General features: G+C 33.3%; 26 protein-coding genes and 2 pseudogenes. 3 read left to right on the top strand and 25 right to left on the bottom strand.

Annotated elements, in window-relative coordinates:
• Positions 1-40: 40 nt before the first annotated feature.
• The 17 genes and pseudogenes from Q428_RS00925 to Q428_RS00850 form a co-directional block, all read right to left on the bottom strand.
• The gene (locus Q428_RS00925) at positions 41-550 is read right to left on the bottom strand and encodes a gamma carbonic anhydrase family protein (protein WP_035377339.1); all 510 of its coding nucleotides are present in this window, start codon (positions 548-550) and stop codon (positions 41-43) included.
• Positions 551-554: 4 nt separating this feature from the next.
• Positions 555-1,922 (bottom strand): thioether cross-link-forming SCIFF peptide maturase, encoded by a 1,368-nt coding sequence (scfB, locus tag Q428_RS00920; RefSeq protein WP_035377338.1) that lies wholly within the window; start codon positions 1,920-1,922, stop codon positions 555-557.
• 54 nt (positions 1,923-1,976) lie between these two features.
• Positions 1,977-2,117: a six-cysteine ranthipeptide SCIFF gene (gene scfA, locus Q428_RS00915; protein WP_035377336.1), complete on the bottom strand. Its 141-nt coding sequence runs from the start codon at positions 2,115-2,117 to the stop codon at positions 1,977-1,979.
• Between the two features lie 130 nt (positions 2,118-2,247).
• A complete protein-coding gene (locus tag Q428_RS00910) occupies positions 2,248-2,640 on the bottom strand; it encodes a TIGR04086 family membrane protein (protein ID WP_035377332.1) in 393 nt (130 codons plus the stop codon).
• Between the two features lie 51 nt (positions 2,641-2,691).
• Positions 2,692-3,039 carry a preprotein translocase subunit YajC gene (yajC, locus tag Q428_RS00905; protein WP_084478010.1) on the bottom strand — a complete coding sequence of 116 codons (348 nt, stop codon included), beginning with the start codon at positions 3,037-3,039 and terminating at the stop codon, positions 2,692-2,694.
• Positions 3,040-3,081: 42 nt separating this feature from the next.
• A complete protein-coding gene (tgt, locus tag Q428_RS00900; RefSeq protein WP_035377330.1) occupies positions 3,082-4,218 on the bottom strand; it encodes a tRNA guanosine(34) transglycosylase Tgt in 1,137 nt (378 codons plus the stop codon).
• Positions 4,219-4,228: 10 nt separating this feature from the next.
• Positions 4,229-5,252 (bottom strand): annotated as a pseudogene (queA, locus tag Q428_RS00895) (tRNA preQ1(34) S-adenosylmethionine ribosyltransferase-isomerase QueA).
• Positions 5,253-5,322: 70 nt separating this feature from the next.
• Entirely contained in the window at positions 5,323-6,324 is a 1,002-nt protein-coding gene (ruvB, locus tag Q428_RS00890) for a Holliday junction branch migration DNA helicase RuvB (protein WP_035377329.1), read from the bottom strand.
• Positions 6,325-6,333: 9 nt separating this feature from the next.
• Positions 6,334-6,921, bottom strand: coding sequence for a Holliday junction branch migration protein RuvA (gene ruvA, locus Q428_RS00885; RefSeq protein WP_035377327.1), 588 nt, complete (start codon positions 6,919-6,921; stop codon positions 6,334-6,336).
• A gap of 11 nt (positions 6,922-6,932) precedes the next feature.
• The gene (gene ruvC / locus Q428_RS00880; RefSeq protein ID WP_035377325.1) at positions 6,933-7,427 is read right to left on the bottom strand and encodes a crossover junction endodeoxyribonuclease RuvC; all 495 of its coding nucleotides are present in this window, start codon (positions 7,425-7,427) and stop codon (positions 6,933-6,935) included.
• An 88-nt stretch (positions 7,428-7,515) separates the two neighbouring features.
• Positions 7,516-8,109 carry a hypothetical protein gene (locus Q428_RS00875; RefSeq protein ID WP_035377324.1) on the bottom strand — a complete coding sequence of 198 codons (594 nt, stop codon included), beginning with the start codon at positions 8,107-8,109 and terminating at the stop codon, positions 7,516-7,518.
• 51 nt (positions 8,110-8,160) lie between these two features.
• A complete protein-coding gene (locus Q428_RS00870) occupies positions 8,161-8,862 on the bottom strand; it encodes a coenzyme F420-0:L-glutamate ligase (protein WP_035377322.1) in 702 nt (233 codons plus the stop codon).
• A 159-nt stretch (positions 8,863-9,021) separates the two neighbouring features.
• Positions 9,022-9,198, bottom strand: a complete 177-nt coding sequence (locus Q428_RS15585; RefSeq protein WP_169734711.1) for a hypothetical protein — start codon at positions 9,196-9,198, stop codon at positions 9,022-9,024.
• 175 nt (positions 9,199-9,373) lie between these two features.
• Positions 9,374-9,649, bottom strand: a pseudogene (locus Q428_RS15090) (S41 family peptidase); the annotation flags it as partial.
• A gap of 18 nt (positions 9,650-9,667) precedes the next feature.
• Positions 9,668-9,955 (bottom strand): putative quinol monooxygenase, encoded by a 288-nt coding sequence (locus tag Q428_RS00860; RefSeq protein WP_035377320.1) that lies wholly within the window; start codon positions 9,953-9,955, stop codon positions 9,668-9,670.
• Between the two features lie 24 nt (positions 9,956-9,979).
• The gene (locus Q428_RS00855) at positions 9,980-10,606 is read right to left on the bottom strand and encodes a flavodoxin family protein (protein ID WP_035377318.1); all 627 of its coding nucleotides are present in this window, start codon (positions 10,604-10,606) and stop codon (positions 9,980-9,982) included.
• Between the two features lie 243 nt (positions 10,607-10,849).
• A complete protein-coding gene (locus Q428_RS00850) occupies positions 10,850-11,758 on the bottom strand; it encodes a transposase (RefSeq protein WP_035377316.1) in 909 nt (302 codons plus the stop codon).
• Here Q428_RS00850 and Q428_RS14755 point away from each other — a divergent pair.
• Positions 11,714-12,124 carry a YjdF family protein gene (locus Q428_RS14755; RefSeq protein ID WP_084478027.1) on the top strand — a complete coding sequence of 137 codons (411 nt, stop codon included), beginning with the start codon at positions 11,714-11,716 and terminating at the stop codon, positions 12,122-12,124. The two genes, Q428_RS00850 and Q428_RS14755, sit on opposite strands and share 45 nt — an antisense overlap.
• A gap of 77 nt (positions 12,125-12,201) precedes the next feature.
• Here the strand turns inward: Q428_RS14755 and Q428_RS00840 are convergent, their stop codons facing one another.
• From Q428_RS00840 to nadE, 5 genes are all read right to left on the bottom strand, one after another.
• Positions 12,202-13,230, bottom strand: a complete 1,029-nt coding sequence (locus Q428_RS00840; RefSeq protein WP_201769232.1) for an alpha/beta hydrolase — start codon at positions 13,228-13,230, stop codon at positions 12,202-12,204.
• Between the two features lie 98 nt (positions 13,231-13,328).
• Positions 13,329-14,765, bottom strand: a complete 1,437-nt coding sequence (locus tag Q428_RS00835; RefSeq protein ID WP_035377314.1) for a sensor histidine kinase — start codon at positions 14,763-14,765, stop codon at positions 13,329-13,331.
• Positions 14,762-15,463, bottom strand: a complete 702-nt coding sequence (locus Q428_RS00830; RefSeq protein ID WP_035377312.1) for a response regulator transcription factor — start codon at positions 15,461-15,463, stop codon at positions 14,762-14,764. The genes Q428_RS00835 and Q428_RS00830 overlap by 4 nt, the downstream gene beginning before the upstream one ends.
• 223 nt (positions 15,464-15,686) lie before the next feature.
• The gene (locus Q428_RS00825; protein WP_035377310.1) at positions 15,687-16,427 is read right to left on the bottom strand and encodes a YebC/PmpR family DNA-binding transcriptional regulator; all 741 of its coding nucleotides are present in this window, start codon (positions 16,425-16,427) and stop codon (positions 15,687-15,689) included.
• A gap of 85 nt (positions 16,428-16,512) precedes the next feature.
• The gene (nadE, locus tag Q428_RS00820) at positions 16,513-17,253 is read right to left on the bottom strand and encodes an NAD(+) synthase (protein ID WP_035377308.1); all 741 of its coding nucleotides are present in this window, start codon (positions 17,251-17,253) and stop codon (positions 16,513-16,515) included.
• Positions 17,254-17,392: 139 nt separating this feature from the next.
• On the opposite strand from nadE, the gene Q428_RS00815 reads away from it, so the two are divergent.
• Positions 17,393-17,752, top strand: coding sequence for a sulfite exporter TauE/SafE family protein (locus tag Q428_RS00815; RefSeq protein WP_341348987.1), 360 nt, complete (start codon positions 17,393-17,395; stop codon positions 17,750-17,752).
• Entirely contained in the window at positions 17,752-18,135 is a 384-nt protein-coding gene (locus tag Q428_RS00810; RefSeq protein ID WP_035377304.1) for a sulfite exporter TauE/SafE family protein, read from the top strand. The genes Q428_RS00815 and Q428_RS00810 overlap by 1 nt, the downstream gene beginning before the upstream one ends.
• Positions 18,136-18,196: 61 nt before the next feature.
• Here the strand turns inward: Q428_RS00810 and Q428_RS00805 are convergent, their stop codons facing one another.
• Genes Q428_RS00805 through Q428_RS00795 form a run of 3 tightly spaced genes read right to left on the bottom strand, consistent with a single transcriptional unit; the run spans position 18,197 to position 19,881 of the window.
• A complete protein-coding gene (locus Q428_RS00805) occupies positions 18,197-18,571 on the bottom strand; it encodes a CoA-binding protein (RefSeq protein WP_035377302.1) in 375 nt (124 codons plus the stop codon).
• Between the two features lie 2 nt (positions 18,572-18,573).
• A complete protein-coding gene (locus Q428_RS00800; RefSeq protein WP_035377300.1) occupies positions 18,574-19,224 on the bottom strand; it encodes a YigZ family protein in 651 nt (216 codons plus the stop codon).
• A gap of 18 nt (positions 19,225-19,242) precedes the next feature.
• Positions 19,243-19,881: a HEAT repeat domain-containing protein gene (locus tag Q428_RS00795; RefSeq protein ID WP_035377298.1), complete on the bottom strand. Its 639-nt coding sequence runs from the start codon at positions 19,879-19,881 to the stop codon at positions 19,243-19,245.
• Positions 19,882-19,906 lie beyond the last annotated feature (25 nt).

Below are 19,906 nucleotides of genomic sequence, written 5' to 3'. Positions count from 1 at the left end.
AAACTTTAGTAAAATAGTGAGGAAAAACCTCACTATTTTATCAACCATTATATCTATATCCATCTATAAGCTCTAAATAGTGTTTAGCTGAAGTTTTAATCGATTCAACTTCTTCATCTGTTAAAGGTCTGACTACTTTGCCAGGAGCACCTAATACTAAGCTTCCAGGTGGTATTTCTTTCCCTCCTGTTACAACAGCCCCTGCACCTATTATGCAGTTTTCACCTATACATGCATTGTTCAAAATTACTGCTCCCATACCAATTAAACAGTTATCAGAAATCCTTGCACCATGGATAATTGCATTATGACCTATTGTAACATTGTCTCCAATAATTGTTTCAACATCCATATCAGAGTGAATTATAACTCCATCCTGAACATTGCTGTTCTTTCCGATAGTGATTTTATTTATATCTCCCCTTAGAACAGCTCTATACCATATACTTGCTCCCTCTTCAATTACAACATCACCAATTATGTCTGATGTTTCAGCAACAAATGCCTTGTCATGTATCTTTGGAAGCTTTTCATAATAGTTTCTAATCATAATCTTATTCCTCCATAAGCTTAGCTTTTAGAACTATTGCACACTCAACCCTCTTTTTCATCATTTCACAACCAACTTCATATGGAATATGAATGTCCTTGTTAAAATTATAGTTATTAGCCTGGCAGCCGCCGCTACAATAAAATCTTGCCCAGCAGTCCATGCACTTTGGTTTATTGTATATATGGCCGTTTTTAAATTGATTTTCTAACTCTTTATCGATTTCACCCTGAAAAACTGTGCCAAGTTTAAATTCTTCTTTACCAACAAATTGATGGCATGGATATATATCTCCTTCAGGAGTCACAGCAACATATTCATGACCTGCTCCACAGCCTGAAATTCTTTTATATACACATGGGCCTCCATTTAAATCAATGTTAAAGTGATAAAATTTAAAACCCCTACCCTGTTTTTCTCTTTTTATCATCTCTTCAGTAAGCTTGTCATACTGTTCAAAAATTACTCCAAGATCTTCTTTTCTTAAAGAAAGGGGATGATCATCATCTAATACAACTGGTTCAATTGAAATCTCCTTAAAGCCTTCCTCTGCTAAAGCCATAACATCTTCGTAAAAATCAAGGTTTTCTCTTGTAAATGTCCCTCTCACATAATATTGTTTGCCTTCGTTTCTCATGCTAACCATCTTTTTTATTTTTGGAAGTATAATATCATGGATTCCTGAGCCATCTCTTCTAACCCTTATTTTATCAGTAACAGATTTTCTGCCATCTATACTTAAAACTACATTTCCCATATTCTCATTGATATATTCCATATTTTCATCATTCAATAAAGTGGCATTTGTTGTTATTGTAAAACGAATATTTTTATTGTGAATTTTTCCCTCTTCCTTTGCATACTCCATTATCTGTTTTACAACTTCAAAATTCATCAGTGGCTCTCCACCAAATAAATCAACCTCTATATTTTTTCTTGGTCCTGAATTTTTTATAACAAAATCGATTGCTTTTTTTCCAACTTCAAAACTCATTAACTGCTTTGTTCCATGATAGTCTCCCTCATCTGCAAAACAGTACTTACATCTTAAATTACAGTCATGTGCAATGTTTAAACACATAGCCTTTATAAAGGATTTGCTTTTATCATTTGCAATCATCTCTTTATAGGGATCATCTGTAAACAACATCTTCTCCTCAATCAGTGTCTTTATTTCTTTTATTCCCTCATTAATTGCCTCTTTAGAATATTTAAAACCAAGACCTTTTATTATAATTTCTTCATTTACTTGATTATCATCAACAAAATCTAAAATATCATACACTATGTCATCTACTATATGGATTGCACCGCTGTTTACATCTATAACTACATTTAAGTCACATTGTTTGTATTTATGAATTTTCAAAATTCTTCCTCCCCGTTACAATTTAAAAGCAGTAACTCCCTAGTTACTGCCATAAAATTACTTGTTTTCACAAGCTAAGTTAGCTACTGTTGCTGAAGTCTTACAAGCTGACTGACATGAGTTTGCACATTCTTTGCATCCTGGCTTATTGATACTTGCCTTTAATGCTCCTGAGTTTATAGTTCTTATATGTTTCATATCCTTCTCCTCCTTCTAAGTACTGCCCATTTGCCATCTGCAATTCATATCACATCATGGTATAACAGGCCAAAGTTTCCACAAACATTATAGCATAAGCCCCTAGTTTCTACAAGTATTCAGAAAGACTTTACTTATTTTTTAAGACAATTCCTATCATTCCAGATAATCCACCAATTATTATTGACATTACAAACATAATCAAATAAGTTTTAAGATTTACCTGTCCCCTTTCAGCTAAAAGGGCAACGATAAACAGAATAAGCATATAAATTGCTCCTAATAAAGCTCCGTGAACATATCCCTTATGTCCAATTTTAAAGGCTCCATATATTCCAGAGTAGCAAATACTTAAAATCGTTATTATCCACACAGCTGAACTCATATAATTTTCATTTAAATCTGTAAAATAAAATAACATTGCAGATATTAAAATAAGTATAATTGAAATTAATAATCCCCTGCTGACTGCCTTTGTGTAGATTATATAGTTTTTTTCCTGTGTATTTTCTTTATCAAACATAATTCCACCTCCTATTAATTAATATGAGGTGGAACTATTTATTATGTACGTTTATTCATTTTTTTCTTCTATTTCCTCTGCTGCAATCTCCTGAACTTTACTTTCTTCATTAATATCATTGTATTTTACATCAGCAGCCTTCTCAAGCACTTGTCCTATTGCCATTTTAAGCATAGAAATTTTTACATCATCTGGTCCAGTCTGAAGAACTATATTATCTCCTTCAACTGATACTACCTTTCCTTTTATACCACCCCTGGTAAGAACTACGTCTCCTACTCTTACAGCATTTAACATTTCATTTAATTGTTTTTGTTTTTTCTTTTCTGGTAGAATTAAAAAGAAATAGAAAACAACAAACACAAGTATGATGGGAAGAAAATTTAATCCCTGTGGCATTTGCAACCCTCCTAAATATTTTTATTATCGCAGTATTTTGCTCTAAAAATTCCTGCTACTTTCATTATAACCGTATTTTTCAAAAAACTCATCTCTAAAATCTAAAAGTCTGTCCTCTAAAATTGCCTGCCTTACATTCTCCATAAGCCTTAGTAAAAATCTTAGATTATGAATAGTTACCAGTCTTGGTCCTAAGATTTCCTCAGCTTTAAATAAGTGTCTTAAATATGCCCTGCTGTAATTTCTGCATGTATAACAATCACATTCTGCATCTAATGGTCCAAAGTCCTCAGCATATTTTGCATTTTTGATGACTACCCTTCCCCTGCTTGTAAATGCAGTTCCATTTCTTGCAATTCTTGTTGGCAGAACACAGTCAAACATATCTATTCCTCTTATAGCTCCTTCTATCAAAGCATCAGGACTTCCTATTCCCATTAAATATCTAGCCTTGTTTTCTGGAAGTAAATGTGCTGTCCAATCAAGAACCTCATACATAATTGGTTTTGGTTCTCCAATACTTAATCCCCCTATTGCATATCCTGGAAAATCAAGTTTAACCATTTCCCTGACACTTTCTTCTCTCAAATCCCTATACATACCGCCTTGAATTATACCAAAGAGTGCTTGTTTTTCAGTGTTTTTGTGTGCATTTAAACATCTTTCAGCCCATCTGATTGTTCTATGTAAGGAATTTTTTGCATAATCATAATCACAGGGATAAGGTAAACACTCATCAAAGGCCATAATTATATCTGCTCCAAGGGAATTTTCTATTTCTATTGCCCTTTCCGGAGAAAGAAAGTGCTTTGAACCATCGAGATGGGACTTAAATGTAACACCCTCCTCAGTAATATCCCTTAAATCACTTAAACTAAAGACCTGAAAACCGCCGCTGTCTGTTAAAATAGGCTTATCCCAATTCATAAATTTATGGAGTCCCCCTGCCTTTTCAACTAACTTATGCCCTGGTCTTAAATAAAGATGATAAGTGTTACTTAATATAATCTGAGAACCTATATTTTTTAGCTCCTCAGGTGTCATTGTCTTAACAGTAGCCTGTGTTCCAACCGGCATAAATATAGGCGTTTCTATAACACCATGTGGAGTATGAAGCCTTCCAAGTCTTGCTCCTGATTGTTTACACTGTTTAATTAGCTCATATCTAACTGCTCCCATTTTAATCCTCCTACTTTACAAACATCGCATCTCCAAAACTAAAAAATCTATATCCTTCTTTAACTGCTATGTTATAGGCATTTAAAACATTCTCTCTCCCAGCTAAGGCACTAACTAGCATTATCAGTAGATTCTGGAAGATGAAAATTAGTTATTAGATTATCCACAACTTTGAATTTATATCCAGGATAAATAAATATATCTGTCCAGCCGCTTTTAGCTTCCACCTGTCCTTCTTCAGTTGAAGCCGTCTCCAGTGTTCTTGTTGATGTTGTTCCCACTGAAATTATTTTCTTTCCATTAGCTTTAGCTTCGTTAATAGTTTTTGCAGTCTCTTCATCAATACAATAGAATTCTGAATGCATAATGTGCTCCTCAATATTTTCCGCCTTTACTGGTCTGAATGTTCCAAGGCCAACATGGAGGGTTATATAAACTATTTTTACGCCCTTTGAAGCAATTTTTTCTAATAATTCAGGTGTAAAATGCAAACCTGCAGTTGGTGCTGCTGCTGATCCTTCTACCTTTGAATAGACAGTCTGATATCTCTCTTTATCCTCAAGGGTTTTAGTTATATAAGGTGGCAAAGGCATTTGGCCCAATTTATCCAGTATTTCCTCAAAAACTCCTTCATACTCAAACTCTATAATCCTTCCACCAACCTCAGTTGTTTCAATAACTGTGCATTTAAGCTCTCCATTTCCAAAGATAAATCTTGTTCCTGGTTTTGCCTTTTTCCCTGGTTTTACCAATGTCTCCCATCTGTTTTTATCTATTCTCTTTAACAGAACAAATTCAATTCTTGCACCTGTACCTTCCTTTTCACCAAATAGCCTTGCAGGTATTACCCTGCTGTTATTTAGCACCAGACAATCTCCTTCATTAAAATACTCGATTATATCTCTAAATATTTTATGTTCAATTTCACCAGTTCTCTTGTTTAAAACAAGAAGTCTAGATGCATCCCTCTCTGTCAGTGGTTCCTGTGCAATCAATTCCTCAGGTAAGTCAAAGTAAAAATCCTGTACCTTCATTTTTTCACCCCTTGCTGTTGTTACATACCTATTTATGATATTTAAAAAACACTGAAAAATCAACCATTTTTTACTCACAGGGATGTTTTATTCCAAAATGTTCATATGCTGCCCTGGTTGCTGTTCTTCCCCTTGGTGTCCTGTTTAAAAATCCTATTTGTAGAAGATATGGTTCATACACATCTTCAATTGTTTCATTTTCTTCACCTATTGAATAGGCAAGTGTGTCTAAACCAACAGGGCCTCCAGCAAACTTGTTTATGATTGCTAAAACCATTTTTCTATCTACATTATCAAGACCTAGCTTATCAACCTCTAAAAGATTAAGGGCGTCATCTGCTGCTTTTTTATCTATAAATCCATTTCCCCTGACCTCAGCATAATCCCTTACTCTTTTTAAAAGCCTGTTAGCTATTCTTGGTGTTCCCCTTGAACGTCTCGCTATTTCAAGGGCACCTTCTTCATCAATGCCAATATTTAATATTTTAGCAGAGCGCTTAACAATGGCTGCAAGATCCTTTACTTCGTAAAGTTCAAGCTTTGCGATTACTCCAAATCTGTCCCTTAATGGAGATGTCAGCATACCAGCCTTAGTTGTTGCACCTATAAGGGTAAATTTAGGAAGATCAATTCTTATTGATCTGGCACTTGGACCTTTGCCTATTATTATATCCAGAGCATAATCTTCCATAGCTGGATAAAGTATTTCCTCTACACTCCTATTTAGTCTATGTATTTCATCAATAAATAAAACATCATTCTCACCTAAATTTGTTAAGATTGCTGCCAGATCTCCAGGTCTTTCTATTGCTGGACCAGAAGTTATTCTAAGTCCCGAACCCATTTCATTTGCAATTATACTTGCAAGGGTTGTTTTTCCAAGGCCAGGTGGTCCATATAATAAAACGTGATCCAGGGATTCACCTCTATTTTTTGCAGCCTCAATAAATATTGACAATTTTTCCTTTACCTTTGCCTGCCCTGTATAATCACTAAAAGTTTTCGGCCTTAAACTGCTTTCAATATCTAAATCTTCACTTCTGACGTCTCCAGTTACTATTCTTTCTTCCATTTAAAACACCTAACCCTTCATTAATACCTTAAGTGCCTGTTTTACAATTTCCTCTATTCCTTTATCTGTATCCACCTTTGAAATAGCTGCAGCAGCTTCCTGCCTTGTGTATCCAAGGGCCATAAGAGCACCTATAGCTTCTACACCTTCATCTGTTCTTGATGTGATTACTTCCTTTTCCTTAATAAAATCGTAGTCCTTAAACTTATCCTTAAGCTCTAATATTATTCTTTGTGCCAGTTTTTTCCCCACGCCCTGTGCCTTACATAAGGTTTTCTCATCATCAGTTATTATAGCAAGTATTAAACTCTGCGGTGTAGATGATGAAAGCATTGAAAGGGCTGCCTTTGGTCCAACACCAGACACATTTATAAGCAGTTTGAATATGCTAAGTGCTTCTTTATCTAAAAAACCATATAATCCTATGTTATCCTCTCTGACATAATGATAAGTATGTATCTTTATTATTCCCTTTTGCTGTTTTAATTTTTCTATTTCGCTGACTGGCATAGAAATTAAATATCCTACACCGTTATTATCTAAAACAACAAAGTCTTCTCCATATTCTTCCACTATCCCTCTTACAAAGGCTATCATATAACCACTCCTTATTTTATTCTGAACATTTCACCAGCATGACTTGAATGGCCATGACATATTGCAATGGCAAGGGCATCTGCTGTATCATCTGGTTTTGGAACTTCTCTTAAGTTTAATATAACCTTTACCATCTGCTGTATCTGTTTCTTCTCAGCCCTTCCATATCCCACTACAGCCTGTTTTACCTGTAAAGGTGTATATTCGTATATATTCAGATTTCTAACCTGTGCACACAATATTGCAGCTCCCCTAGCCTGTCCAACCGTTATTGCTGTTTTTGCATTCTGATTGAAAAACAGCTCCTCATAGGCAACTGCATCTGGTTTATATTTATCAAAAATCTCACCAAGAAAATTATAAATTATCTCCAGCCTTTGAGGCATTGTATTTTTAGGAGTTGTTAAAACAGCTCCATAATCCACAACTTTAAAGCTATTGTTTTTATATTCTAATACACCATAGCCAACTATTGCTATTCCAGGGTCAATTCCAACTATTATCATTATCTTCCTCCAAATCGAAAATGTGTTCGTATAGTATTATATCACTTAGTTTCAGGAATTAAAATAGAATAGAAAAACTCCTGATAAATCAGGAGTCAATGTTTGCGATGTATTCTTCAAGTTTTTCTTGATTTTCAAATATCTTTCCTCTTTTGAGTTCAGTTTGGACATCCTCTGGCTGAACCTCAAATTCAATTTCCACTTCTTCAAGAAATATAGGTTTTGAATTTTCATCTATTTTATAACATTTAACCAACCCATCTTCAGCAATCATTAAATATGTGTTTGGCGGCCAAACATCATCAATATATCTTTTTACTGTAACCTGATCGCTGGTAAAGCTGCTTATAACATATCCATCCTTCTTAAAATACTCACTTGCTAACTCAAAATTCATTCCTAACAGTTCTTCATTTGGTTTCTCAACTTTAGGAACTTCATACTCAACTCCCCTTCGGTAGCTAATAAATCTTACTATCTTTGTATTTGAGTTTATAACAGCATCTATATTGTTATTGCTGGAACTCTTTGCAGTTACTACATTGGGTTGTTTTTCAAGGTTATAGCTTTTGTTTTTTATAGAACTGCCCACATATTTTTCAACCATAAAATAACCTGTGGCAAAACTTGCCATAAAAGTTATTAATAATATCAATATCAGATATAATTTTCTTATGTACATAATACCACTCCTTCACAAGGGTATTATGTCCATTTCATATAATTTTATACATTATTCCTTTATTTTTCTTATGATTCCTATTGGTGTTGACTGATGCCCCTGACCTAAAGGATTATCCTTTAAAATCTTAACTATTTTATCTCTGTTTATATCTTCATGTGAAGCCCCTAAAACTTTCCCCCCTAAGTCGTTAATATCAACTATACAAACCCTTGCTCCAATTTTGTCTGATATCTTTTTAGCGGTTTTGTCCGGCTCCTTTGGTCCTAGTACAACGTATTCATTAAAAGGTGGAAGAGTACCTGGTGTTGGTCCATCTATTGAGGCTGCCTTTTCACCAGCTATTCTATAGAAAACACCTTTAATTTTAAATACTTTTGTACAAATGGCTGCTGCAAAGGCAGCAAATAATATTCTTATCAATCCACATTCTTTTATTGCAAAATGCATTGTTTCTGGTATTCCAAGTCCAATACCATATGGAGATTTATAAACAAATTTTGATAAAAATTTTGCAAGTCTGCTTGGTTTTATTTCAGACATTTTATAAGCCCTTCCTTGGGAAATAGCTACACATTTTTCTGATATAAATACCACATCATCTTCCTTTAAAATATCCTTAGTATATTCATAAACTACATCCTCAATAACATCACCTATCATCACTACCCTTGTTTTTACAGGTATTCTTTGGTATATTCCATCATCAACTTCTCTGGTTAATTCTTTATTTTCATTTGCAACATATTCCATACTTTATCTTCCTCCTTACTGTATCAAATTTATACTACTATTTTTTTATTTATTAATCAACACCTTTCCTTTCTTTTATTTTGGGTATCTATAATAAAATAAAAAGGAATGTTGCACCAAAACTTCTTAGTGGTTAGTGCAACATTCCTTAAATATGGCTTAGTCTTTGTATTGTCTTAATTGATCAGCTGCTGTGTTAAGTGAATTAATAGCCTGCTGAATCTTAGCTTTGTTTTCTGGCTTTTCTGCTGATGTAAGAGCCTGCTGCAATGAACTTACAGCATTTTGAACTGTACTCATGCTTTGATCTACGTATTGTTTTGCTTTTCCTGGCATCTTAAATTCCTCCTTAAATTCAACTTCGATATTTATTATTTAACTTAATAAGAGAATTTATTCAATGGCAATAAAGAAATTCCACCGAAGTAATAACATAAAAATCATGTTTCATCACTTTGATGGAATATTTAACTAATAATGGAATAAAAATTTTTATTGGATGGATATTTTTTTATTTACACATATTAATTGTATAATTCAATATAGTATCATATGGATTTACTATATAATCTTTATTTTTCTCAGCATATTCTCTGGATTTTATAAAATCATCTAAGTTCCATTCAACATACATATCCGGTTGAGTGTGGTATTCCTCATTGGAAGCTCCATCTGGATTAAGGCCCATATCCATTGGAAGTCTTATTAAAAGTCCACTGTTAGGAAGGGCGAATATTCCTGGATCTATTCCTATTCCATCCCCTCCAGTTGTTGTACCAACAAGGGTTGCAAATCCATACTTAAATTACATCAATTTATTATACACATTTAATTCTGTTTCTTTTATCATAAATTTCTTTATCTTCGGAACTATTCTGCTGAAATGCTCTGATTTTAAATGCTTATCTAATGCATCCCTGCTCTCCCACTCTTCAATCATACAAAGAATTGAAGAATCCTTCTCATCCTGAAAAAGTTCATATTTGATGCATCCCTCTTCCTTTCTTGTAAGCTCCACCAGTTCCTTGTAAAGTTTCAAAATTTCTTCTATTTTACTTTTATCAGCAAAATTTTTAGCAACAACTTTTAGCATTAAATCACCCCTTAAAATAATATTCTATCTAATAAAGTGGGTATATACTTTATTTTCTTTTTCAGGCTCTTTAACGCTATCCTTTCCATTTTCTACAAGCTTTAAAAGATAAGCCATGTTCTTTCCAAGAATCCTCATTATTTGATTTCCTTCTTCATCCTGTGAGGCTTCCCCTACAGCCCTTCCATGTATAACGTTCCAGTAGTTAGTGCTTGGCATAAGCATTTCGGCATAATTGATATAATTATTGAGCTGATTAAAAACAGCAACACCACCAGATCTCCTGACAGCAACCACAGATGCACCTACCTTATATCTCAGCTGCTTACTAGCTACATAAAAAGCCCTGTCTAAAAAGGATTTCATAGTTCCGTTAATTCCTGAAAAATATACTGGAGATCCTAAAATTATACCATCTGCTTCTACCATCTTATTTATCCATTCATTCACTTCATCATTATCTATAATACATTTTCCATTTTTATTTCGTGCACATGCATTACAAGCTGTACATCCCCTTATTAACTTATTTCCAACATGAACTATTTCAACTTCTATCCCTTCCTTTTCGAGTTCATCTGCAACCGTCTTTATGGCATAATATGTATTGCCTTTCTCTCTTGGACTCCCGTTAAATGCAACTACTTTCATTTTTTACCTCCTCATTCATTGGGACACATACTTACTGTCCTTTTGATTTTATATATTTATTTTATCTTATTTGTACATAAAAGTCTTTTCTAAATCAACTAAGATTTATTTTTTATTTAATATAACTTTCCTTTTCTTGTTGTTTTCTTAATTTTTTTCTGCTTGTCCAACTTTTATCACTAACAAATAAAACTATTTTATATATTTTTTAAATTTAATCTTATTATTTACATTTTATTTAATTCAGGCATATTGCTCCATGAATTCTTTTGTTATATTTCTATATATTTCTTCATCTAAAAGCTTCACCCCAAGACTGCTGAGCTTTGAAACCCTGCTTTGAGTTATGTTTCCTAAGACGCGGCAGATTTCACTGCATTTTAAGTTACAAAGGCTCCTCATTAAAAGTACAGCCAGTGCCTTTGCTTCAACTATTTCTCTGCAGTGTTTTGTATGTAGCTTTATTTTTTCAATGCCAAGTTTTGATGCGATAAATTCCAGTATTTCTTTGGTTTTAATGTTTCTTATTAAAATCTTTCTTTCGCTTCTATATTCTGTACCTTCGTTTAGAAATTCCACTTCCTCTTTAAAAACCTTATCTGAACATTTATATACTAATTTCATATAGCTTTCCCTGGCTTTTTTTGAATTTTTGCTGAACATACCCATAATAAAGCCATCATCAACAAGTTCATAGGGGTCGTGTCTAAGCCCTAGATATATTGAAAGACTTGAAAATTCATATTTCTCTGGGCAGTTTTCATAACCCTTTATATCACAAGGGTTGTTATGAACATATGCCGATAAGGCATAGAGATATATTTCACTCTTTACCATTTTGCTTCTAAATCTGTCTTGAAATAGATGTCCATGTCTTTTATGTCTGTGATTGAAATATTGTGCATAGGAGAAATTTATGCTGTGCATAATCCTTGAAATATCTGCTCCATTAGCATCTATAATTAAATGTAAATGATTATCCATAAGGCAGTAGCCATATACCCTGAATTCATAGGTTTTTTGATATTTTTTAACCAAAGCTAAATAATTAAGCTTATCCGTATTGTCTTTAAACAAATCAACTTCGCTTATACTCCTTGCCATTACATGAAAAATGGCGTCTTCTTTCTTTTGCCTTGCCAGTCTAGGCATAACAAAACATCTCCTTCCAAAGTTTATTTTGCTATTAGCATTCCCCTGAAAAGGAGATGTTATTCATTTATTTATAACACCACTTATATGTCCCTCTTGCCTCATAATAAACTTAAATTCAGCAGAGGTATCGAGGTTAAGATGGATTCAGAAAAACATATAAATCCCAAAAGACTTCAAAGAATGATAAAAAAAGAAACCTCAGCCTCTGGTATTGGAACAAAAGCTCAGCAAGCAATAAAACTTCAGCATGAAAATCAAAAACTTGAGAATAAAAAGAAATCCAAAGAAACACGTCAAAAACTGGAGCAGCTTAAGTTTCAAATAAGACAGAACAAAAAGAAGGAAAAGAAAAAAGGACATTAATAAAAATAAAGGGTGAGTTGTTGTACTATTCTCCAACATCTCACCCCTAGATAGCCTATAATACTTATATGTCCCTCTTACTTCATATACTTATCAAGAAATGCAAATACCTTATCTAAATTACTCTTTTCTTCAAATTGCGATCCGCCATGTGAAGCACCTTCAAGTAGAACTAACTCAACTTTATCCTTACCTAAAACTTTTTCTAACTTTTGTGCAAAATTAATTGATTGTTGTGTTGGTACGTTTGCATCTTGTGTACCATGCTCTATAAGGAATGCTGGGTCATCTTTTGAAATATATGTCTCTGGATTTGCCTTTTCAACAATCTCTTTAGCTTCTGTAATTAGCTTTCCTATATATGCAGATTCAGGAGAAGTCTCACTACTTGTTTTCCCAAACCTTGGGGTTATACCAGATGCCTGAAACTGATTATCCATCTCTAAGAAATTAATTGGTCCAAACCAATCAACAACTGCAGTTACATCATCTGAAACATCTGTATATCCTAATGAAGTATCATAAAGTTCATTTGTACCTCCTGTAGTACCTGCAATAGATGCAAGATTACCCCCTGCAGAATCTCCCCAAAGTGCTATCTTATCTGGGTTTAAATTGTATTTTGAAGCATTTTGTCTTATAAATCTTATTGCTGCTTTTACATCATTTACAGCAGCTGGGAAAGTTGCTTCACCTGATAGTCTATAATCAACAGAAACAACTGCATACCCTCTATTTAATCCTTCAAACATAGCTGCTAAATCACCACCTGTCTTATTACCCATCCTAAAGGCTCCACCATGTATTGCAACTATTACTGGAAATGGTCCTTTCCCCTCATTAGGTAAGTATATATCTAATTTCTGACTTTGTGACTTATCAGCATAAGCAATATCAAGATACTTATTTGTATACTTTGATGTATCTAATGATTGTCCTCCTAACCCTCCACCCATAGGTCTTCCCCCTTGTGGCGCAATTTGTTGTGTCTGTGCTGTATTTGTAGGACTTGATGTATTGTTTTGTGAAGTTTTGGCACAACCTGCTAATGTTGAAATCGCTAAAATTAATCCTGATGTTAAAACAATAAACCTCTTCATTTTCATTTTATTACCTCCAATTTTCCTTTCGTTTTACCTTTATGCTATAAATATAAAATATAATTGTGGCGGAAAAATGGCGGTAATTTGATTTAAAAGGTAACTTATTTTGTCATTTCAACTGTAAAGCTAAACTTAGTACCTTTTTCAACTGTAGATATTACAAAAATTTTTTCATCTAATGCTTCCATTATCTGCTTGGCTATCGCTAAACCTAATCCTGTTCCCTGAGTAGTTCTTGATTTATCAACTTTGTAAAACCTTTCAAAAACAAAGGGGACATCCTCTTTTGGTATACCTTTTCCTGTATCTTCAACGCTAATAATTATCTTGTTATTATCAATTTTTGAAGATATAGTTACAATACCACCTTCTGGAGTAAATTTAAATGCATTATCTAATAAAATAACTAAAACTTGTTCAATTCTCTCACTATTTGTAAAAGTTAATGGCAAATTATTAATTTCATCTGTTAACCTAAGTTCAATTCCTAAATCATCTGCAATACAAGAAAACTTTTGATAGACTGAATCTATAAGTTTTGAAATATTAACCTTATCCTTTTTTAAGTATGAATTGCCCGACTGAAGTTTTGAAAGTTCTAACATGTCATTTATTAATCTTTGTAATCTAATAGATTCCTTTAACATTATTTGGTAATATCTTTGTTTTTCTTCCTCATCCTCAATCAAACCATCTAACAAAGTTTCGCTCATTGCCCTTAAAGAAGCTATTGGAGTTCTTAGTTCATGCGAAATGTTGGCAATATACTCTCTTCTTGTCTTTTCAAGTCCCTCTGCCAACCTAGATGCTTCCTCTAAATTAGCTGCAAGAGAGTTAAAACTATCTGCAAGCTCTTCAACTTCTCCATATCCTTTTTCTTCTATCCTTATATTGTATTCTCCACTGGCCATTTTCCCTGCACTGTAAGTCATACTTTTTAATGGTGTTATAAGTGGCTTTAGTGATATATATAATAATAAAAGTATAATGGTAAATATTAATAAACTCATTATCAAAAATATCATATTAAATCCACTTAATGCTGATGTAAAGTCACTTACTGGTTTTAGTAAAAATAATCCACCAATTATTTGACCATTCTTTTTAATTGGTATTCCTAATACAACAGACGTACCTTCTATTGCTACAAGAGTAGTTATTTTTTTTATCTCTTTGCCCATAAAAACATCATTCATATAAGGTTCAATGGATTTTTTTATATTTTCTTCAAAATAAGGCTCGTCTTTTTCACCATGATCATCTATTGGCTTAAATGGGTTTTTAAAAACATTCATATCATATTTATAGACATCATAAGCTTTTATAATAAAAGGCAATCTATTTAGATTTATATCGCTCTTACCTTTAGTTGTAATTTCATTTATAATACTTTGCATTTCCGGTTTAAGTTCGTCCACCTTAATATCAATATAGTATTTTTCAATTACAAATCTACCAACCAACAAAGATAAAGAAAAAACAATAACCATAATTATAACAATATTTGTGAATAGTTTTCTAAATAAGCTTTTCTTCATTTATTCACCTCAAACTTATAGCCTACTCCATAAATGGTTTTAATGCACCAGTTGACATCATCTTCAGGCAATTTTTTTCTCAATCTCTTGATATGTGTATCAACTGCTCTAGTATCTCCAAAATAATCATATCCCCAGACTATTGCTAAAATTTGTTCTCTCGTATACACCTTTCCTTTATTGCTGGCTAACAAATATAAAATCTCGATTTCTTTAGGTGTAGCTTCAATTTGCTGATTACCCACCTCTATGGTATATTTTTCTAAATCTACAACTAAATTATCAACCTTAACAACTTTTTTAGTTTCTTCTAACTCTTTATTATTAACCTGATATCTCCTTAAAATGGTTTTAACCCTAGTAACAACCTCTCTAGGTGAAAATGGTTTTATTACATAATCATCCGCCCCTATTTCAAGTCCAACTATTCTGTCTATTTCTTCCCCCTTTGCCGTTAACATCAATATTGGAACATCACTTATTTTTCTAATTTCTTTACATACTTCTGTGCCAAAAAGTTTAGGCATCATTATATCTAATATAACAAAATCCGGTCTTTCTTTTGTAAAAATATCTAGTGCCTCTAATCCATCAAAAGCTGAAGAATACGTCATTCCTTCCGCCTTTAAATATAGTCCTATCGTGTCGTGTATAGCTTGATTATCATCACAAATTAACACATGTGGAACTTTTGTCATAATTAAACCTCTCTTTAAAATTATTATATCAATTATAACATAAATCCATGGAAATTAACTGCAAAACTAAACCAAATGTATTGTGCTTAGTAATTGTTTGGTACTTTAAGTAACTGTCCCTTGTCCATTGGAACAACATAAAAATACACCTTTTGTATATTAACATTTATACATTAAAATACAAAAGGTGTATGTCATCATGAAAGTCCTTTAAAATACTCTATTATTCTCCCCATCCATCTGGGAACTCAGCATTATGCCAAACGTTTTGAACGTCATCGTTGTCTTCCATCATATCTATCATCTTTTCAAATTTAACTGCAGATTCATTATCTAACTTGGTATATGTTGTTGGAATCATTGATATTTCTGCCTGGGCAAAATTTATTCCCTGAGCTTCTAAAGCCTCTCTAACTGATGAAAAATCCTCTGGAGATGTTATTATCTCATATGCATCCTCTTCAGAAGAAAAGTCTTCAGCACCTGCATCTAATGCCATCATCATCAATTCATCCTCATCAATAGAGTCGTCCTTCTCAACGATTATAAGTCCCTTTTTATCGAACATAAACGAAACACATCCAGTAGTTCCCATGTTTCCACCGAATTTATCAAAAGCATGTCTTATATCTCCCGCTGTTCTGTTTTTGTTTTCAGTTAAGCACTCAACAATAACAGCAACACCTGATATACCGTATCCTTCATAAACTATTGTTTCGTAATTTACATTACCAAGCTCTCCTGAAGCTCTTTGAATTGCCCTTTTTATATTATCTGAAGGCATGTTATTTGCCTTTGCCTTTGCGATAGCATCTCTTAATCTTGAGTTTGATTCTGGATTTGCTCCACCTTCCTTAACTGCAACGGCAATTTCTTTACCTATCTTTGTAAATATTTTTCCTCTTAATGCATCCTGTTTACCTTTTTTGTGCTTTATATTGGCCCATTTTGAATGACCTGACATCGTTTTTTCCCCCTTACTTCTTCGGAATCGACAATAAATTTTACCACAATTTAAATATATTTTCAAACCCCTGTAGGTTTTAAATCTATCTTTCTATACTTGTTGGAACAAACATCTTTGCCATTTCTCTTTTATGTTGACTCTTTCTAAATAAATCATCAACCCTCTTTTTAACTCTTTCTTCAGCCTTTCCAGTTAATATATAATTATCAAGTTCTCTATATGTAATACCCATTTCTTTCTCATCTGTCTGATTTTCCCAAAGTCCAGCACTTGGAGCTTTTTCTATTATCTCCTTAGGAACATTAAAATACCTTGCTAATTCCCAGACATCGTGTTTTACAAAGGATGCCAATGGAAGTAAGTCTACTCCGCTATCACCATGCTTTGTAAAATAGCCAACTGTAAGCTCACTTTTATTTCCAGTTCCTAGTACAAGATAGTTATTTAATGCTGCATGATAATAAAGAGTCATCATCCTCAATCTTGGCTTTATATTTGCCGTTGCCAGTTTTGATTCGTCCCCAGTCGATCCCATTGTCCTTAAAAATGTATCATATACATCATCCAAAACCACTTTTTTATAATCAAGGCCTAAGCTTTCAATCAGCAGCATTGCGTCTTTTTCATCCTGGGGATTGCTATGACATGGCATTACAATACCTAAAGTTGAATCCTTGAATGCTCTTTTTGCAGCAGCAGCTACAACTGCTGAATCCACTCCACCGCTTATTCCTAGAACAACGCCCTTTGCCCCAGCTTCTTCAACTGATTTTTTTATCCATTCAACAAGTTCCTTTGCCACTATATCTATATTTTTCATCATTGGCACCTCCAAAAAATACTAATTCTTCGAAAAAATATTAACACAATATTTTTTATATTGCAACGTAATATCGCATAAGCATTTTATTTATGGTTAAATTATAGTTAAGACTCGGGAAAAATCAAAGCGAGGTATGACAATGAAAATTAATTTAACTAAGGTCATATTAATAGGATTTATAACCGGAATCTGCAATGGCATCTTCGGTTCAGGTGGTGGAACCGTTTTAGTTCCATGTATGGTTATGTTTTTAGGGGTAAAAGAGAACAGAGCACACGCAACAGCAATTTCGGTTATCTTGCCCCTTTCAATCATAAGTGTTTTATTTTATTTTTATAAAAACATGATTGATTGGGGTTTAACGCTAAAAGTTGCCCTTGGAAGCTCTATTGGTGGCTATATCGGTGCTAGGATTTTAAATAAATTCTCCGATAGAACCTTAAGAATTATTTTCGGAATTTCAATGATTATTGCCTCTGTCAGGATGGTGTTTTGGTAATGATTATATTTTTAATCAGTCTTTTAACAGGAGTTATAAGTGGTATGGGCATAGGTGGGGGAACTATTCTGATACCCTCACTTACCATTATTTTTGGAACTGAGCAGCAGGTGGCCCAGAGTGTCAATCTTTTATCTTTTATTCCAACTGCAATTATAGCTATAATCTGTCATCTTAAACAGGGAAACATTGAAAAAAAGCTTACTTTCAAGCTTTTAATCGGTGGGGTGTTAGGAGCAGTAATTGGTTCTTACCTTGCTATAATGTTATCTCCTAAAATTTTAAGAAAGCTTTTCGGTGTCTTTTTGTTTATTATGGGTACATATGAAGTATTCTATAAAGGTAAAAATGTTAAAGAAAAAAATAAATGTTCAACAGAATAGAATTATATAAGGAGCTGTGTTACTAGCAACTAAAAATACTACTTCCACAGCTCCTTTGAAATTAAAAATCTACCATAACACATCTGTCATATACAACATTCATACCATACCACTGAGCCTTTTCAATAAGCTCACTGTTTTCAGCTCCAGGCTGAAACCAGATATATTTAATTCCAAGTCTGTTTGCTTCATCAAGGAAGTCAAGCCCCTTTACTGGGTTGATAACCATATCTACTGCTTCAATGGTTTCTGGAACCTCACTTAAAGTTTTATAACTTTTTTCTCCATCAACATCCTTCCCTGATGGATCCACAGCATAAACCTTATATCCTTTTTTCTTCAGGAAGTTGTAAATCTTATAGGCAAATTTTTCTTTGTTAGAAACACTTCCTACAACGGCCCAAACCTTCCTGTCCATAAATTCCTTAAGCGCCATAGTTACACCTCCATTAACATACCTTCATCGTCTACAAAACACAAAAACTCTTCCCTTAACTCAATTATATTCTTTCCATTCATCATCTCCATTATGTCACATTTTATATCCTCAAAATCTGATTTAAGACAGATTATTTCCATTTTAATACTCTCTAAAAACTCAGTATTTTTAATTAAAATATTCTTTTTTTGAAGATAGTTTGTCATTTTTCCATACATATCATAGTCTAAGTTAATTTCAAAACTGCAGCCTTCTTCCCTTCTTACTTTAACCCCTGCATCTATACCCTGCTTACAAGATGCACTATAAGCCCTTACTAATCCACCTGCCCCAAGGAGTATACCTCCAAAATATCTGGTTACAACAACTGCTACATCATTGAGATTTTCCCTCCTCAAAACCTCTAAAACTGGTGGCCCAGCAGTTCCCTGTGGCTCTCCATCGTCTGAATACCTCATTGAAATACCATTATTTGTTATATAAGCATATACATTATGTCTTGCATCCTTATATTTTGATTTTATTTCCCCTATAAAATCCATAGCTTCCTTTTCATCAGATATTCGCTTTATATTACATATAAAAACTGATTTCTTTTCTTCAAAGGAAACTTCTACTTGTTTTAATATAGTATAATTATCTTTAGACATTTCTATCACCCTTTTCTTCTATCTCATTAATGGCAAAATCTGCAGCCTTTTAATATAATCCCTTTCATTTTCATCAAGACTGATTTTTTTCAATCTTTCAAGGGCCTTTTTACTCTTAATCCTTCCAAGTGCTTTTATTGCGTACTCCTTTATCTGAGTTCTGTTTTCATCCAGACAAAGAATTAAAGAATCTTCAGCCCTTAAATCTCCAATTTTACCTAGTGCAGAGCAGCAAATTCTTTTTATATTGCCATCCCTGCATCTTAAAAAAGTAATTATTGCCTGGACTGCATCCTTGCTTTTTATTTCACCAAGAAGCCAAATATAGAAAAGACATTCATCTCTAGTTGAGGTATAAAGGTTTTCTAAAGCATATCTTTCAAGCTTTTTTATATCTTGGGTTCCCATTATTTTAAGAGCATTTTGTCTCTCATCCTTATGGCATCTTAACAATCTTTTTACTATATCTTCAGTATTTTTTGTACCTTCAAAAATTCTATATTTAATCTTTCCTTCTATAATATGTCTTTCAGCGTCAACTCTGTCTATTCCACGAATTCTGCAGATTGTCTTTATATCCTTTCCTTCTAAATAAAGTAAATATGTTATCTCTGTATCACTCATTTCTTCAATTTGACTCCAAGTAAGTTTTTTCATTTAAATCATCCCTTTTAATAAAAGG

Origin of the sequence: Fervidicella metallireducens AeB, assembly GCF_000601455.1 — a bacterium.
In the GTDB taxonomy this organism is placed as follows: Bacteria; Bacillota; Clostridia; order Clostridiales; family Caloramatoraceae; genus Fervidicella; species Fervidicella metallireducens.
Note: the sequence above shows the minus strand (reverse complement) of the source record. Positions and strands in the feature narration are given on the sequence as shown.

Bases quoted from the DNA above. Each gene is read 5' to 3' on its own strand.
- Q428_RS00835 (WP_035377314.1), bottom strand. From the start codon at position 14,765: ATGAAGAAAAGCTTATTTAGAAAACTATTCACAAATATTGTTATAATT.
- Q428_RS00815 (WP_341348987.1), top strand. From the start codon at position 17,393: ATGAAAATTAATTTAACTAAGGTCATATTAATAGGATTTATAACCGGA.
- ruvA (WP_035377327.1), bottom strand. From the start codon at position 6,921: ATGATAGCCTTTGTAAGAGGGATAGTGGAAGAATATGGAGAAGACTTT.
- Q428_RS00825 (WP_035377310.1), bottom strand. From the start codon at position 16,427: ATGTCAGGTCATTCAAAATGGGCCAATATAAAGCACAAAAAAGGTAAA.
- Q428_RS00810 (WP_035377304.1), top strand. From the start codon at position 17,752: ATGATTATATTTTTAATCAGTCTTTTAACAGGAGTTATAAGTGGTATG.
- Q428_RS00795 (WP_035377298.1), bottom strand. From the start codon at position 19,881: ATGAAAAAACTTACTTGGAGTCAAATTGAAGAAATGAGTGATACAGAG.
- Q428_RS14755 (WP_084478027.1), top strand. From the start codon at position 11,714: ATGAAAAATGGCGTCTTCTTTCTTTTGCCTTGCCAGTCTAGGCATAAC.
- Q428_RS00875 (WP_035377324.1), bottom strand. From the start codon at position 8,109: ATGTACATAAGAAAATTATATCTGATATTGATATTATTAATAACTTTT.
- Q428_RS00800 (WP_035377300.1), bottom strand. From the start codon at position 19,224: ATGTCTAAAGATAATTATACTATATTAAAACAAGTAGAAGTTTCCTTT.
- Q428_RS00840 (WP_201769232.1), bottom strand. From the start codon at position 13,230: ATGAAAATGAAGAGGTTTATTGTTTTAACATCAGGATTAATTTTAGCG.
- Q428_RS00855 (WP_035377318.1), bottom strand. From the start codon at position 10,606: ATGAAAGTAGTTGCATTTAACGGGAGTCCAAGAGAGAAAGGCAATACA.
- ruvB (WP_035377329.1), bottom strand. From the start codon at position 6,324: ATGGAAGAAAGAATAGTAACTGGAGACGTCAGAAGTGAAGATTTAGAT.
- tgt (WP_035377330.1), bottom strand. From the start codon at position 4,218: ATGGGAGCAGTTAGATATGAGCTAATTAAACAGTGTAAACAATCAGGA.
- Q428_RS00925 (WP_035377339.1), bottom strand. From the start codon at position 550: ATGATTAGAAACTATTATGAAAAGCTTCCAAAGATACATGACAAGGCA.
- yajC (WP_084478010.1), bottom strand. From the start codon at position 3,039: ATGCCACAGGGATTAAATTTTCTTCCCATCATACTTGTGTTTGTTGTT.
- ruvC (WP_035377325.1), bottom strand. From the start codon at position 7,427: ATGATAATAGTTGGAATTGACCCTGGAATAGCAATAGTTGGCTATGGT.
- Q428_RS00850 (WP_035377316.1), bottom strand. From the start codon at position 11,758: ATGCCTAGACTGGCAAGGCAAAAGAAAGAAGACGCCATTTTTCATGTA.
- Q428_RS15585 (WP_169734711.1), bottom strand. From the start codon at position 9,198: ATGCCAGGAAAAGCAAAACAATACGTAGATCAAAGCATGAGTACAGTT.
- Q428_RS00870 (WP_035377322.1), bottom strand. From the start codon at position 8,862: ATGGAATATGTTGCAAATGAAAATAAAGAATTAACCAGAGAAGTTGAT.
- Q428_RS00860 (WP_035377320.1), bottom strand. From the start codon at position 9,955: ATGCTAAAAGTTGTTGCTAAAAATTTTGCTGATAAAAGTAAAATAGAA.
- Q428_RS00910 (WP_035377332.1), bottom strand. From the start codon at position 2,640: ATGTTTGATAAAGAAAATACACAGGAAAAAAACTATATAATCTACACA.
- Q428_RS00830 (WP_035377312.1), bottom strand. From the start codon at position 15,463: ATGACAAAAGTTCCACATGTGTTAATTTGTGATGATAATCAAGCTATA.
- Q428_RS00805 (WP_035377302.1), bottom strand. From the start codon at position 18,571: ATGGCGCTTAAGGAATTTATGGACAGGAAGGTTTGGGCCGTTGTAGGA.
- scfA (WP_035377336.1), bottom strand. From the start codon at position 2,117: ATGAAACATATAAGAACTATAAACTCAGGAGCATTAAAGGCAAGTATC.
- nadE (WP_035377308.1), bottom strand. From the start codon at position 17,253: ATGATGAAAAATATAGATATAGTGGCAAAGGAACTTGTTGAATGGATA.